Source organism: Pseudomonas sp. MWU13-3659, assembly GCF_023757525.1.
In the GTDB taxonomy this organism is placed as follows: domain Bacteria; phylum Pseudomonadota; class Gammaproteobacteria; order Pseudomonadales; family Pseudomonadaceae; genus Aquipseudomonas; species Aquipseudomonas entomophila_E.
Genome location: NZ_JAMSHW010000021.1, coordinates 1 through 15,501, shown reverse-complemented (window position 1 = coordinate 15,501; position 15,501 = coordinate 1). Strand labels below are relative to the sequence as shown.

The 15,501-nt window shown below is 59.1% G+C and carries 11 protein-coding genes and 1 pseudogene; 3 read left to right on the top strand and 9 right to left on the bottom strand.

The features are described from left to right. The first annotated feature begins 1,313 nt into the window (after positions 1-1,313). Genes NGM28_RS21300 through NGM28_RS21290 form a run of 3 tightly spaced genes read left to right on the top strand, consistent with a single transcriptional unit; the run spans position 1,314 to position 6,002 of the window. Positions 1,314-2,471, top strand: coding sequence for a JmjC domain-containing protein (locus NGM28_RS21300; RefSeq protein ID WP_240066532.1), 1,158 nt, complete (start codon positions 1,314-1,316; stop codon positions 2,469-2,471). A 37-nt stretch (positions 2,472-2,508) separates the two neighbouring features. Next, a complete protein-coding gene (locus NGM28_RS21295; protein ID WP_252091319.1) occupies positions 2,509-4,596 on the top strand; it encodes a peptidase domain-containing ABC transporter in 2,088 nt (695 codons plus the stop codon). Next, a complete protein-coding gene (locus tag NGM28_RS21290) occupies positions 4,596-6,002 on the top strand; it encodes a TolC family outer membrane protein (protein ID WP_252091318.1) in 1,407 nt (468 codons plus the stop codon). The genes NGM28_RS21295 and NGM28_RS21290 overlap by 1 nt, the downstream gene beginning before the upstream one ends. An 88-nt stretch (positions 6,003-6,090) precedes the next feature. Here NGM28_RS21290 and NGM28_RS21285 read toward each other — a convergent pair whose 3' ends face one another. The 9 genes and pseudogenes from NGM28_RS21285 to NGM28_RS21245 form a co-directional block, all read right to left on the bottom strand. Next, positions 6,091-6,354, bottom strand: a complete 264-nt coding sequence (locus NGM28_RS21285) for a PAAR domain-containing protein (protein WP_011531938.1) — start codon at positions 6,352-6,354, stop codon at positions 6,091-6,093. 112 nt (positions 6,355-6,466) lie between these two features. Further along, positions 6,467-7,120, bottom strand: a complete 654-nt coding sequence (locus NGM28_RS21280) for a DUF2625 family protein (RefSeq protein ID WP_252091317.1) — start codon at positions 7,118-7,120, stop codon at positions 6,467-6,469. A 72-nt stretch (positions 7,121-7,192) separates the two neighbouring features. Then, on the bottom strand, positions 7,193-7,645 hold the full coding sequence (locus NGM28_RS21275; RefSeq protein WP_252091316.1) for a hypothetical protein: 453 nt from the start codon (positions 7,643-7,645) through the stop codon (positions 7,193-7,195). A gap of 32 nt (positions 7,646-7,677) precedes the next feature. Continuing rightward, complete coding sequence (locus NGM28_RS21270; protein ID WP_252091315.1) at positions 7,678-8,109, bottom strand: DUF4265 domain-containing protein; 432 nt, start codon at positions 8,107-8,109, stop codon at positions 7,678-7,680. Between the two features lie 264 nt (positions 8,110-8,373). Then, positions 8,374-8,718, bottom strand: a complete 345-nt coding sequence (locus tag NGM28_RS21265; RefSeq protein ID WP_252091314.1) for an immunity protein Imm33 domain-containing protein — start codon at positions 8,716-8,718, stop codon at positions 8,374-8,376. Between the two features lie 118 nt (positions 8,719-8,836). After that, the gene (locus NGM28_RS21260; protein ID WP_252091354.1) at positions 8,837-9,319 is read right to left on the bottom strand and encodes a DUF4265 domain-containing protein; all 483 of its coding nucleotides are present in this window, start codon (positions 9,317-9,319) and stop codon (positions 8,837-8,839) included. Positions 9,320-9,676: 357 nt separating this feature from the next. Then, a pseudogene (locus NGM28_RS21255) lies at positions 9,677-10,241 on the bottom strand (RHS repeat-associated core domain-containing protein); the annotation flags it as partial. A gap of 114 nt (positions 10,242-10,355) precedes the next feature. After that, complete coding sequence (locus tag NGM28_RS21250) at positions 10,356-10,733, bottom strand: DUF2750 domain-containing protein (RefSeq protein ID WP_252091313.1); 378 nt, start codon at positions 10,731-10,733, stop codon at positions 10,356-10,358. Position 10,734: 1 nt separating this feature from the next. Then, positions 10,735-15,387: an RHS repeat-associated core domain-containing protein gene (locus tag NGM28_RS21245; protein ID WP_252091312.1), complete on the bottom strand. Its 4,653-nt coding sequence runs from the start codon at positions 15,385-15,387 to the stop codon at positions 10,735-10,737. Positions 15,388-15,501: the final 114 nt, after the last annotated feature.

Here is a 15,501-nt window from a genome sequence, read left to right as displayed (position 1 = left end):
GAACTCGAACTCATCGCAGGCGGGTACGGTATCCCGAGACTGTTGTCGGTGCAGCCGTCGCGGGGGCCGGCTACATCGGATACCAACGCATGAAAGGCGAAGGCTCAATGAATGGTTTCGCAACGACTGTAGCGGCAGGTGCCATCAGCGGCATCATAGCAGGCCCTGCGGGTGCGCAAGCCGTTGCAGTCGGAGCTATCGCAGGCACACAGGCCAGTTTTTATGGCGGTATGGCAGGCGGAATGATGAGTAATTGGATGAATGCCGCCGGGACTAACTACAACCGATAGCCGTTAAAACCACACTTCCAATGCGCGCCATCGGCTATGGACAATTGAAATATGGATGCCTTAGGCGCATTAAAATTTGCACTCACAATAGGCGCAAGCCTGACAATCCTGCTTGCAATAAAGCGCATACTTTTTTATTTAAATAGAGATATATCAGACTCATTATATCTTCCGTCCACCATCACCTTACCCACATTAACAGCGCTCCACATCGCCGATAAATGGTCACGCACACTGGCCATCGCCTTAGGCATAATCAAATGATAGACATGGAGTCCCCGAAGCAATCAGACTCAGAGTAGGCGTAGCACTGATCAGTTGCATCCTAATAAAAATATTTCTTCTAACATTTAAACCAAGAATTCCAGAGCCTCTAGAATTTTCATTGCTCACCGGAGCGCCCGCCATAATTGCGCCCCACATCACAAACACCTACTCACAAGCTCTAGGTTCCCTACTCGGACTGACAAATTAACTGCAGAATCTTAGAATAACCCTCACTTCGCCAAAAGCAGAAATACATCCCCTCCCGGGCAATCCAGCCAATCGAATCATTGCCGAACCTGCTGGAGTCTATGCCAGCGCCACAGTTTTCATAGGGGTCGGAGAAATTATTTTTTCATTGGGGAATGATGGGTAGAGTGACAAACCGTGGGCTGGATGCTGCCGAAACCAACTACAACCGTTGAGTGACGTCCCCCATACGAACATAAAACCCATCCTTACTCAGAGAAGCCAAATATGACTTGTGTTGGCGCCGTACAGTTTTTCTCATCATCACTCTTAATGCTGGCCGGTGTGCTCATCATCAAGGCACTACTTTTGATATCCGGCTGGCGAACATCAAAATCGCTCGAGCTATTTCTACTATTATTCCCTTCAACCATCCTATCAGCTTACCTCTCCAACAGATGGTCGCATCAGTTGATTAATTACCTATGCCTGGAAAACTAGACCACGCCTCACCCACACATAATCAACATTCCAAACACCGACCTCAAGATACCTTTCATATCGACAATCATGATTATTAACTTCAAAATCACGAAGCACGACTTCATTAGCCTTCACCAAGGTAAATCGCCGCTTGTAATCAGTAAGGCCATTAGCACACCGCTATCATTTTCCTGGCCCGACGCCAATGAGATCATCGAGCGAGCGTCTATTGATACAGACGACTTCAAGATCCTCCACAACGGCCTGGTCCCCAAGCAGGAGTACATCGAAACCTACTATGACGTCGGCATGGTCAGGCACCGCCTGATCAAGTCGGCGGTCTATGAGCATCTCAAGAATGGCGCAACCCTGATCGCCAACAAGCTCGTCAACGAACCCAAGATCCACGCCCTGGCCCGCCAGGTGGCGCACTTCACAGGCCGACAAACCGTCAGCAGCGTATATGCCGCCTTCGGCCCTCAGGCATCCTTCCAGACCCACTGGGACACCCGGGACATATTCGCCATCCAGTTGATCGGTCGCAAACGCTGGCTCATCTACCCGCCAAGTTTCGCCGAGCCATTGTTCATGCAGCAGAGCAAAGACCTGGAGCATGATTATCCCTGCCCAACCGAGCCCTGCATGGATCTTGTCCTTGAGCCAGGCGACATCCTTTACCTACCACGAGGCTGGTGGCACAACCCGCTGCCCTTCGAGGAAGAAACGTTCCATCTTTCCGTCGGCACCTTCCCAGCCAACACCCTGGACTACCTGCACTGGACAACGCAGAAGCTCCCGGAGTTGCTGGCTGCGCGCCAGTCGATGAGCAGCTTCGAGCACGACCGCGACAACCTGTCGTCACTCGCCGCTCAACTGGCTGAGCGCCTTACCGATCCTGATCACTACCAACAGTTCATGGAGGCTTTTGACGCGGCTCAGCGTATCGATACGCCACTGGCCATAGATCTCTTCGGCAACCCCGCCATGGCACCTTTACCAGATGATGCTCAGTTACGACTTGCCACCAACCGTACAGCGTCGATCGCTCAGGGTCGCCTGATCGCCAATGGTTCTCGAATCACTCTGGATGAATCGGCGTTGCGCGTGGTGCGCTGCATCGATGACCAGCCAGGAGTCCGTCTGGACCAGCTCATGGCTGCCCTGGCCGATATGGCCCCCACCAAACTTCGAACCCTGATTCACGACCTGTGCTGCCAGGACATCCTGGAGTTGAGCCGCCCATGAGCAGCAGGCTGCCATCTCCAGTCAGGATATTCAGACCGTGCGCGTGACCCTGCAGGCCGAAAGCCAGGAGTGCGGCCTGGCCTGCCTGGTGATGATCGCCGCCGCCCATGGCCTGCATCTGGACCTGGCGACCCTGCGCCGGCGCTTTGCCGTTTCAAGCAAGGGCACCAGCCTGGCGCAGCTGATCCGCCATGCCCAGCACCTGGCGTTCACCTGTCGGCCTTTGCGCCTTGAGCTGGAAGAAATCCGCCAACTGCGTACCCCCTGCATCCTGCACTGGAACCTGAACCATTTCGTGGTACTGGAGGCATTCAAGGCTGCCCGCCTGGTGATACTCGACCCGGCCCGTGGTCGCCTGGTGATCACGTTGGAAGAAGCCTCCCGGCACTTCACCGGGGTGGCCCTGGAGCTTTCGCCCAACGCCGAGTTCGTGCCCGCCCAGCACAAGCCCCGTCTGCGCCTGAGGGCATTGACCGGCCGGGTGCAGGGGCTCAAGCGCGCGCTGGGCAACATCCTGGTGCTGGCCCTGGCGCTGGAAGTGGTGGCCCTGCTCTCGCCCCAAGTCACACAGTGGGTGGTCGACGGCGCCCTGGTTTCCGCCGACCGCCACTTGTTGTTGCTGGCCGTGATGGGTGGCTGCCTGTTGCTGTTGGTCGACTTTGCCCTGCGCATGGCCCGGGGCTGGATGAACCTGCGCCTCAACCAGCAACTGGCCCTGCAATGGTCGGGCAACCTCTTCAGCCATCTGTTGCGCCTGCCCTGGCCGTTCTTCGAAAAGCGCCAGCTGGGGGACATCACCGCGCGTTTCCAGTCACTGGCAGCCATCCGCACGGTCTTCACCAATGGCGCCGTCACCGTGGTGCTGGATGGCCTGGTCACCTTCATCACTTTAGGGATGATGCTGCTGTACAGCACCACGCTGACCGGCATCGTGGGGGTGGCGGTGCTGCTGTACGCGGCCCTGCGCCTGGCGTTCTACCACCCCTTGCGCAATGCCTCGGAAGAGCGAATCGTGCTGGCCGCCCGGGAGAACTCGTACTTCCTCGAAACCATCCGCACGGTCATGCCACTGAAACTGTTCAACATGACCTCGGCGCGCCTGGCCACCTGGCAGAACCTGCTGGCCGATGTGCAGAACCGCGACGTCGCCACCCAGAAGATGCTGCTGGCATTCGCCAGCCTCAATACCCTGATCTTCGGCATCGAAGGCATGTTGCTGCTGTACGTCGGCGGCCTGGTGGTGCTGGAGGGCGGGTTGTCGCTGGGCATGTTGCTCGCCTTCCTGGCCTACAAGAGCCAGTTCACCGGGCGCGCCAGCAAGCTGATCGACCTGGGGGTCGAGATCAGGATGCTGTCGCTGCATGCCGAGCGCCTGGCGGATATCGCCCTGGAACCCGCCGAACCGAGGGCGCAGTTGGAAACCGACGTGCAGCGCATCGAGCCCTGCCTGGAGTTCCGGGATGTCTCCTTCCGCTATGCCGAGGGCGAGCCCTGGGTCCTGCGCAACCTGTCCCTGACCATTGCCGCCGGCGACTCGCTGGCGATCGTCGGCGCATCGGGCTGCGGCAAGTCCACGCTGTTCAAGCTGATGCTCGGCCTGCTGCAACCCAGCGAAGGCGAAATACGCATCGGCGACATTCCGGTGCGCCAACTGGGGGTCGAGGGACTGCGCAACCTAGTAGGCGCGGTGATGCAGGACGATCATCTGCTGGCCGGCTCCCTCGCCGAGAACATTGCCTGCTTCGATCCCCACGCCGATCAGGGCGGGATCGAAACAGCGGCGCGGCATGCCCATATCCACGACACGATCAGCCAGATGCCCATGGGCTACCAGACCCTGGTGGCGGAAATGGGCAGCGGCCTGTCCGGTGGCCAGCGGCAACGCTTGCTGCTGGCGCGGGCGCTGTACAGGCAACCGAAGATCCTGGCCCTGGACGAAGCCACCAGCCACCTGGACCTGCACAGTGAGCAATGCGTGGCAAAAGCCATGCAGCAAATGCGCATGACCCGCGTGAGCATCGCCCATCGCCAGGAGACCATCGCCCTGGCCAACCGCGTGGTGCGCCTGGAGAAAGGGGCGATCATCGAGGACTGGCGGCGCACAGCCCTGCCGGAGCTTGCCTGATGCCTCTTGCCGCACGCCTGCTCGCCTTGGCCCTGGGTTGCCTGGCGCTGCCCACCCAGGCCGACGACCTGCTCAGCATCTACCAGGACGCCCTGCTCAACGACCAGCAATGGTCGGCGGCCCAGGCCGAGCACCAGGCCGGCCTGGAAGGCGAGGTTCAAGCCCGCGCCGGCCTGCTGCCCGAACTGTCCCTGCAGGCGCAGAACGCCTGGAACCGCACCCAGTACCAGCTCGACAACGAGGCGATGACCTATCGCCGTCAGAGCCAGACCTACAGCCTACAACTGGTGCAACCGTTGTTCCGCTGGAAGAGCTGGGTTCAGTACCAACAAGGCAGCCAGCAGACCGCCCTGGCCATCAGCCGTTACCACGAAGCGCGCCAGGCGCTGCTGCTGCGCGTGGCCGAGGCGTACTTCACGATCCTGAGCGCGGAGGCGAGCGTGGATGCCCTGCGCCAGCAACATGCCGCCGACATCCAGCAACTGGCCAGCGCCCGCAAGCATTTCGAGCTGGGCAACGTCAGCATCGCCGACGTGCACGAGGCGCAGGCCAGCGCGGATGCGGCCCTGGCTGCCTCGATAAAGGCCGGCAGCCAGGTCGAACTGGCCCGCCACCTACTGGCGCGGATCATCGGCCGAACACCTGGGCCCCTGCAGGGCCTGCGCGAGGGCGTGAGCCTGGCCCCACCACTCCCCACCGATATCGGCGCCTGGTTGGCGGCGGCACAGCAGGACGCCTACGAGGTGCAGACGCAAGCCTTGCGCCTGGCCATCGCACAGAACGAAGTACGCAGCCGCAAGGCCGAGCACCTGCCCACGCTCGACCTGGTGGCGAGCCAAGGTGTACAGCAGCAGCCGAACATCGGCGCCGCGCGCAGCGACCTTACCAGTGTCAGCCTGCGCCTCAGCCTGCCGCTGTACGCGGGCGGGCGCCCCAGCTCGGCGGTGCGCCAGGCCCAGGCATTGAGTGCCCAGGGCGAGGCCCAGTACGAGGAAGCCAAGCGCACCGCGCAGTTGCAGGTGCGTGAAGCCTGGCTGGGCGTACTCGATGGCAGGGCCCAGGTGCAGGCGCTGGAGGCAGCGAGAATCTCGGCCAGGTCGGCGTTGGAGGCCAACCGGCTGGGTTATCGGGTGGGGGTGCGCGTGAGCATCGACGTGCTGGAGGCCCAGGGGCGTTTCACCGACATCGTGCAACAGTTGTCCCGAGCGCGCTACGACACCCTGCAGGCCCAGCTGCGCTTGAAGGCAGCCGTGGGCGGCCTGATGGAAAGCGACCTACACGAAGTCAACCGGCTGCTTGGCTCACCGCTTGCCCGCGAACATGAGGGTGAAGCGTCCGACGCCTTCGCGGGTAAACCCGCTCCTACAGGTTATGCGCTGATCCAGAGCATCACCGCAGCCCCGTAGGAGCCAGCTTGCTGGCGAACGCCGGCAAAGCCGGCCTGCACTAGAGGAAACGTGTCCAGAGGCTATGTGTCGTACCTGCTGGCCAACCTCAACTGGCCACACCACTCTTCGGCCCACTGGCAATCAACGCCGCGCCGCAAGCGGTCTTGTGCCCGTCGAGGGCCACCGGCGTGCCGTCGACGTTGTAGGTGGCGCTGCCCTCGACAATCGGGAACACGCCCTTGCACAGCGGGCAACTGACCATGTGCCCGACACCCGCGATGGGCTTGCCGTTGACGTTGGTGTTGCCGAAGGAGCCGAGCACCTTGCCACCGTGGGTGGTGGAATCGCCAAGGCGGATGATGTCTTTCATGGGGTGAACTCCGTGTCAGAAGGGAGGCGTCGCTGCCGATGGCGAAAGCCTAACATAGCGCAGTGGATCGCAGGCCATAGGCCATCAATCCGTTTGGCATCCCGAGGGGCCATCAGGAGACCGTGAACTTCACCACGGTGCCAGCGGCCATCCCCTTCATCTGCTGTGCGATGCAGCCCCGGTAGCGCATACCCTCGATGGCATCACCCATGCGCAGGTTCTCCACCGCGAATGCACCGCCGAAGGCAAACCCCGTGATGGGCAGCAACCGCTGGCCCTGGGCCAAGGGACCGTGCAGCGCTTGCCAGGCATTCGCCAGCGGCCATCCGGTCAGGAACTTGTAATCGGCCAGGATAGCCGCGGCCCAACCCTCCAGGTCATCGGCCAGGTATTCGAACTTGCCGGTCTCCGGCTCGAACGTGTGCACCTGGCCCTGGCGCAGGCAGAACTGCACGCCGAACACATCCTCGGCGAAGAACAGCACCGGCGCATCTTCCAGCTCAGGGAATTCGAAGCGCCACAGCTCCGGGGCATTCCACTGCTGCAGGCTGGATTCGCTACCCGGCGCGGTCGCTCCTGTGGCAAACACATGCAACGCGCTTTCAAACGCGTAGAAACCATTGCGCCGCAACAACAGGCCTTCCAACTCATCGGCCCTCGTGCCCGCCAAGTCCCGGCTCCGAATGTCGAGCGTGTCGGGCAAGGCCAGGGGTTCGCCTGAGATCGACAACAGTTTCTCCAGGCGGGACATTTGCGTATCCGTCAATTCAACACTCCTTCGTTGTGCAGCCTCAGCGTCTGCATCCTTGTAAACCTGTCATTCATTAAACGATGCCCCTCACAAGCCATATCTGGGCAGAAGCACTTCGGCTTGTGGATATTCCTCGATAAAGCCATCGCTGCGCAGGAAGGCATGCAGTACATCACCTTTTGCCACCTGCTCCAGCAGTGCAGCCGCGCCGCTATCACCATTGCTGTTGAAAAGCCGCCCTAACAGAATCAGCGGCCATTCGCGCTCGCTGGAAGCCTCCATCAGCGCTTCGAAACCGGCGGCAAGCCGCGCTGCATATCGCTGGGGCGGTGCCTGGTCGAGCACGCGCATCACTGATTCCTGCACACCATGGTCGTGCGCATTGCCAAAGGTCCCCAGCAGCACATCGATGACGTCATCGCTCAGGCAGTGCGTTACCGCCTCCACCATTGCGAGAAACACCTGGCAGTCCGCCTGGTTTTCGTAACGGTCGAGTAACTCAAGTTGCATTTTCCATTGCTCGAAGGCTGCCTTGTCCAACCGGTCTTTCCCTCCTCATTGCCGTCAGCCGTTCATTGCCGGATCAGTCCGTACTCGTAGTCCAGCCATTCACGTTCGGCCAACGGGTCAAGCCGCTCGACCACAGCATCGAAGCTTACCGTCGCAGGCACGTTGATCGAGAAGAACCGTTGGCTCAGCCCCTCCCAGCCACAGCCCATGTTCTCCAACCCCTCCAGCACCGTCTCGATGGCCGGCACCCCTTGAGCGAAGAAGATGATGCGTAGCGTGCTGTTGCCGGAGTCCTGTTCTACTCGTTGAAACAGCCATTCGCCATCCATTCCCCTTATTACACTGACCCGATCATCAAGGCAGGCGTCCCGGCTGTAGAAGGGAATATTGTCGACCCGGAACGTGCCGTCATCCAACGGTTGTGCCCATACCCCTTCGCTGGAGACAGGTGGATAGTCGTCGACGATGACCAATGGAAAATGAATTTTCTGCATAAGCCCTAGGCCCCGATGTACTTGAAGTGCAGTTCGCAGTGAGCGCCTTGGAACGAAAAGCCCAGATGCAGAACCGCTTCCCCCGGCTCATCGAAAAAGGGGACGGATTTACTTTCTCTACTTCAGAGCAGCAAAAATAAATCCGTCCCCTTTTTTGGCCCAGCGTTGAAGTCGTGCATACAAGGTAGAAATCGATCGCGGGCCGCTATTCACTGCCCACGACAGGTAGCACATCAGCTATCCGTGGGCTCTGCCCTTGCGGCCTCACTCCTCGAACCAGACATCCTCATAGCCTTCCCGGTCGATGATGAATTTGCTTCCCTCAGGTAGGTACAGATAGTTCACCACCTCGGGCAGTTCTTCGTATAAGTGCCGCGTGTGGATGACCTGGTAAAAGTCATCCTCCTCAGAGTACTCACCGCAATAAAAGAACCAACTTACCGTGCCACCTTCCGGACACTCGATACGCACACCATAAATAGGGTTTTCCTTGAGCGTGCCCAAAGCAATCGCCACACGGTCTTCCGGTGCCTTCGGCGATACCTCGTAGCGTTTACATACTTCAGCCTGCTCGCGGCTGGGCGGGGCTTCGTGGTAGTTGTATATCATGGCGCTGCGGGCTTCCTATACCTGCGAGTAACACCGCAAGGGCGGTCACTGTCAAACCGCCCTGCAGCACGCCCACAGCGTGAAACCAATAATGGTGAGCTCACCCAAAAAGTATAAATTAACTATCCAACCACCAGTTCAACAACGTCTCGTCATCTTCGCCCTCGAAATTCTTGTAGATATTAGCGTAATACCACTGAATACCCGTCCTTTCGGTGAATCCGTCGAAGACTTCCTCAAGTCTGTCCATACCGTTTCGCGCGGGCACACTCAACGCCAAGTTCCCTTCGTGAACACCATCAAGTGTCCCCCCCAACAAAGCATTTACATCACGCTCGAGGGAAGTGATGTCTTTATCGGGAATGTGGTCTGCATAGATCTGGATGCAAAAATTACCACCTCGCTTCAACACCTGGGCAGGCGTATTAGGATCGATGATCGAGACCAGGTCTCCCTTGGCCAGGTTCAGTGCCAGGCCTGGGGAGGACAACAGCTCATAGGTACTCGGCCCTTTCTGGAGAGCAGGGAGCTCCTCGTAGACAGGACCATCGTCGTCCGCCACGAACACCTTGATTAGTACGGTTTGTTCGCTATCGCCCATAAGGTGCTCCACAGCTTCCTCGTTCAACACATGACATTCCTTCTTTAACGTAACCACTGTTGCCTGCACTCAAGTTACATGAAGCCCCTTCCAGATCGGTGTTGACCGGCGCCAGGTTGCCCCCTTGGAGGTCGGTACGTTCTTATGGCCAAGGTGCATATCGTCCGGGTTGGTGGAGGTGTGTCCACAACGCCAGCAAGTGTAGACCCCACCCGAGTTGGCCTTAGCCTTCTGGATCAGTTTCTTGCGGCAAGCTGCTTGACCTTGTCGCGTGCCGCCACCCTTCTTGCTCGCTTTCATTTGCGCGGGTGTCGCACCATCACCATCTCGTTTCGCGTACTGGGAAGGTGGTCTTTTCCTTTTAGCTAATCCAAGAGGGTCGACCCATTCCACGGGGTTTGGCGCATAGGCAAACAGGTTCAACCCGCCCGCAAAGCCAATAGGATCCTGACTGATAGTATCGATTGAGGTTGTAATACAGGCCCGTTTCCTGATCGTGATACTGCCCCTGGAAACGAATCGGATTTGTCAGCCCCTGCTGGATGGCCCACGTCGAGCGCTCCTCCTTGACCTCGCCCCACGCCTTGTATTGGCCAGCCCATGCCATTTCACCATTCTGATCGGTAAGCTCCATCGGCGTACCAAGGTGATCACAGTGGTACCAGGCAAGTACATCAATCGGATTCGGCTTTGTTTCGTACTGCCACAGGGGGTCCGCATCGAAGTCATAGTCGCGTTGACTCCAGTCAGGGATCTTGTGCAGGCGCACAGGGCTCTTGCGGACGGCCTGAGCCACAGGGACAAAACCGTCGGATTCATACAGGTAGTGAACTGTACGGCCTGTGTCACCTTCATCCTGCGGCGGTGAGCTTTCCCATGCGAGTGTGTCGCCGTCCCAACCGTACAGCGTAAACCCACAACCCCTTTTTTCTTAAACAGGCGGATATTAGAGAAAAATCGCCCTCTTTTTATCCACCACAGTTCGATCACCCTGAATGGTATAGGGCTATTCTTAATTTTCACCCACACAACCAAACTACTCGTATTGCTCTAACTCTTCCCTTAGCGCCTCTTCAAGTTTAGTCGCCGTCATTACCACCCCCCCGTCACTCGGCACAGGAAATATTTGGCACAGCCGAGAATCTGCATGCATTCCGGGAAGCCATTTATTCAGAAAATCGCTCATTGGAATTAAGCACGGCGAGAAGCCTTTCCATTCATCTTTCGCACAAAGTTCCGCAAACTCTTTTTCAGGCCAAAACGGAACAACCTCTTTCCCATTCAAACCAGATGTAGCCCAACCATCGTCATACAGCCCCCAAACCTGCTCAAAATCAGAAACTTTCCTGACAAAATACCCGAGCCGCTCTTCCGCCATAAGAGAGGATATATTTTTCAACTTTTTATCATGCATTCTAATAGCCTCCAATCTTGTGCTGCGTCTTGTGAAGGTCTGCATCTTGTAATTTAGAGTGACGATAACAGAATCCATCTTTAGCTTCTGTACCATAACCATGCGCCAACTCTTTTCCCTTCCCTTTCGAATTGCGTGAATTCCCAGGCAGCCTTAGCGCCTTTCTGTTTCCGTTCTTGATGTGGCGCATATCATTTTTCACCCACCCGCGAACCCATGCGGGTTGCCTATCATCGTCCGCCAGAGCCCTTATTCGCTCTTGCTTGTTAGAACGCCCATGTGAACCGTCCTGACAAATAGGGCACTGCTTTTTGGGGGCCAACCCAAATACATCAAACCATTCAATAGGATTAGGGGCATACGCGAAAAGATTTATTCCACCCGCATAGCTGATTGGGTCCTGGCTGATGAACCGCCCAGCCCTCGGATCATAGTACCGATAGCGGTTGTAATGCAGCCCGGTCTCGTGGTCGTGGTACTGGCCCTGGAAGCGAATCGGGTTGGTCAACCCGAGCTGCTTGGCCCATTCGGAACGGGTTTCCTTGATCTCCCCCCACGCCTTGTACTGCGCCGTCCAGGCCACCTCACCGTTGTGGTCGGTAAGTTCCATCGGCGTGCCGAGGTGGTCGCACTGGTACCAGGCAATCGCGTCGATTGACTGCGGCTTGACCTCGTGCTGCCACAGCGGGTCCTGATCGAAATCGTACTCCCGGTCACTCCAGTCCGGTTGGCGTAGCAAGCGGATCGGACTCTTGCGCAGCGCCTGGGCAACTGGCACGAAACTGCCCGGCTCATACAAGTAATGCACGGTCCGCCCGGTGTCGCCTTCATCCTGTGGCGGTGAGCTTTCCCAGGCCAGGTTATCGCCATCCCAACCATATAAGGTGTAACCGCAGCCCAGTTCGCGCTGGCGCTTGGCCCGCTGCATCTGGTTCCAACCACTACCGGCGCGCGGATCGTCCTGGTGGTGCGCGGTGGAGTGTTTGTGCAGACGGCGGCCCAAGGCGTCGTAGCTGTACACCACGCTGAGCTTGCTATCGTCGAAACGGACTAATCGGTCGAACAGGTCCCAGCTGAGGCGCGCCTGTTCGCCGTTGTGCAGGCGATGGATCAGGTTGCCGCGTTCGTCGTACTGGTAATGGGTCCCGGCATATTCACGCAGCAGGTTGTCCATCAGCTTGTTGCGCCGCGGATCGCTTTCCAGCGGACGGTTGAGTTCCTGGGTCTTGTCGTCCAGCAGGTTGCCGGCCGGGTCGAAGGCGAAGGTCTCCACGCCAAGGCGGCTGGTGGCTTGCAGCAAGCGGCCGACGGGGTCGTACTGATAGGCCAGATGGCCACGGCGGGTGTCATGAATATCGGTCAGTTGCCCCACTGCGTCGTACTGGTACTGGCGCTTGAGCAAGGTGGCCTTGCCGTCATGGCTGCCCAGCAGTTGCTCTTGCAGACGCCCTGCCGGATCCCAGCTCTGGGTCTGCATCAGCTGGTTGCCCTGGTGACGCACCACTTCACGGTGCAGGTCATCGCGCTCGTAGGCGAGCAACTCATGCTGATCGAGGGTCATGCCCAGCATGTGACCGCTGCCGTAGGTGAGCACGCTGACCTTGTGGCCATCCGGGCGAATCGTCGCCGTGCGCAGGTTCAGTGCGTCGTACTCATGCTGCCACACTGCGACCATCGGCACCTCGGTGCCGAGGTAGTACTGATGCTCGCGAGTCAGGTTGCCCGCCTCGTCATGAAACCATTGCAGCTTGCTGGCCCCATTGATCGCCTGGATCAGGTTGCCGTTGCCGTCGTAAGCGAAGGTTTCTTCCTGGCGCCGGTCCCCCAGGCTGGCCACGCGAGAAGCGAGCCGGCCCACCGGGTCGAAGGTGATGTCGATACGGCGCTGGCCGACTTGGGTGCTGGCCAGCCGGCCCGTATCAGGATCGTACTGGTAACGCGTCACCAGACCATCGAAACCTTGCTCTTGCAGCAAGCGCCCGACCGGGTCGTAAAGGAAGTTGGCCTTGCTCTCGTTCTCGTTCTCCAGGCCGATCAGGCGGCCCAGTTTATCCCAGCGATAACGCAGCGTGTGTTCATTGGCATCCACCCGCTCGGCGAGCAGGCCCACAGCGTTGTAGGCCCAGGTGGTGCAACGGTCCAACGCGTCGACGTGAGCCAGCAGACGACCTTCAGCATCGCGCTCGAAACGCTCTTCAGTGGCGTCCGGGTGGATGACTTTTGCCAGTTGGCCGGCTTTGTATTCGTAAGCCGTCTTATTACCCGCCGCATCGGTGAACAGCACCAACTGACCGAAGGCGTCGTATGCCCATTGACTGGTCTTGCCCGAGCAGTCGACGTACTCGACCAGTTGGTCCGCCGCGTTGTAAGCCAGCTTCTTCTCATTGCCGTTGGCATCCTTGATCGCCTTGACCAGACCCGAAGATGTGTAGGCGTACTCGGTCTTGTTGCCTAACGGGTCAGTAGTCTCGACCAAGTTGCCCTTTTGGTCATAATCCCGCAGCCACAGGCCACCTTCGGCGTCACGAATCTTAATCGGATGACGACGGTCGTCGTAAGCAATATGGACCTGACTGTGGTCGGCCCGGATATGGCGAATGACACTGCCTTGTTCGTCATAGTCGTAGCGGTCTTCGCTGCCATCGGTGTGAACATGGCGCACCACTTTCTTGCGTTCGTCACGGAAGATCCACTCCGAGCGCTCGTCCGGGTAGCGCACGCGGTACAGGTGGCCGAGGATGTCGTAGTAGTACCAGGTCTCTTGGCCATGGGCATCGGTGACGTAGGTCAGCCGAATATTTTCATCCCACTCCAGGCGTATCTCGTAGCTGCCGTCGTCAGCCCATTCGCGGATGGCCTTGGCATCGAAGGCGCTGCCATCCCACTGTAGGTTCATGCCGCGACCGGTGCGGTCGGTGTAACGGGTCACCAGATGATTCTGGTACTGGTAGTGCCAGGCCGCGCCCTGTTCATCCTGGGCGGCGACCAAATCTCCCTGATCATCGTAGTGGTAGGCGCACAGCTGGCGTAGCGGCTGACCGTCCTGCATTTCCCATAGGCCGGTGACATGGCCATGATCATCAATCAAAGTTCCAAGGTGGCGCTGGAGCTGACTCGGATCATCCTGGTAGGTAATCACATCCGAAAGCACTGGCCGCCCCTCGTGACGGTGCTCGTAGTGCAACATGCAACCGGCGCCATTGTTGAGCGTGATCTTCTGCAAGAAATAGCGATCACCGACGCGCAGGTAATATTCCTTGCGGTCAAAGCCGCGGCAGATCACCAACTCGTTTTCGCGGCTGCGGATCAGTAACAAATCCTCGATGGCATTGAACAGTGACTGCTCCACCTTAGGCAGCTCGAATGCATGGCTGCGCCCATCGAAGTCGTGGAACAAGATGCCCTTGTCTACCACATCGATGCACGTGGTGAACTCGGTGACCCAGCGTGCCCCAAGGTTGCCTCGGTCATACTCAGCCAAACGAGAGTGGTAAATGCGCTGCCACTCGATGGGGAACGCGCCAGACAGGCTGAAGTCGGTGTGGAGGATGAATTCCGAGCCAATGGCGAAGCTGATATGGCTCGGGCTGTGAGCAGGCGGCGTAGGCAGGGGGATCGGACAGTTTTCCTCGATAGGGCTGGTCGAGGCGATCGCATCATGTTGGCCATCCGACTTGCCCAGTTGCGAGTGCGGTTTTTCCCGATCAACCTTAGTGACGGTACCCGGCTTGCTCACCCCTGACTGCCCATTCTTGTTGCGCTTGCGAAAGCCCTTCACTGCACCGCCCAGCACCGTCAGCATCCAGCCGATGCTCATCTGCGTCGCAGGGTCCGCCAGCTTGGTGAACTGCCGGGCCATTTCCGGTCCCAGCGCGCGCAGTTGGCTGGTGTTGGCCAGCACCTTGGCTTTGATCTGATCCGGCAGCAGCTTGCTGGTGGCACTGTTGGCCAGGCCCTTGCCGGCAGCCTTGTAGGCGCTGTGCACGGCGCCGAAGAAGTTGCTGAAGGCGGCCTTGGGGTCGTTGAGCAGTTTGTCGGCAGCAGCGGACATCTGCTTGCTTGCCTTGGCGCGGTCGCCCTTGGCATCCAACTGGCCCTTGACCACTTTCTCAAGGCCGGTGGCGATTTCGTTGGTCATCTTGGTGCCCAGCGCACCGGCGTCGGCCAGAATGCTGGCGATCTTCGGTTGGGCCTTGGCCACGAAATCGTCGATGGTCCCGGCGATGGTGGCGTTGAGGTGACCGATCAGCACCTGGATCAGCGAATCGCCCAGCAGCATCTTGGCGCTGTTGCGCAGCTCCTGACGCACCAGGAACAGGGTCGGCCGCAGGCTCATGCGCGCCGCGGCCATGGTCGGCGGCGCCGGCAGCACGCCGATCAGGTTGATGCCCAGGCTCACCCAGTCGAGCAGCTGGCGGTTCTTGCTCTTGACCAGGGTCACCACGTCGCCCAGGGCGTCGACCAAGGCCATGATGTTGCCCACCACCGGCAGCGCGCCGGCCACGGTCTTGATCCGTTCGAGGGTGACGTAGCCGCCGCTGACCGACTGCAGCCAGGCGTCGAAGGCGGCGGCGCCACGGCCGACGTCCTTGGCGTCGATGGTGTTCAGCGGGGCGACGGCGACCTGGGCTTCGCGTTGTTTGGCGTCGGTCATGCCAGCACCTCATGGCTCAACAGGCCCTTGGCCGGGTTGGCGGGGGCGCTGAGCTTGGGCAGGCTCGGCAGTTGCTTGAGGGCACTGGCGGCCTTGAGCGTGGGCGCCGCGCCG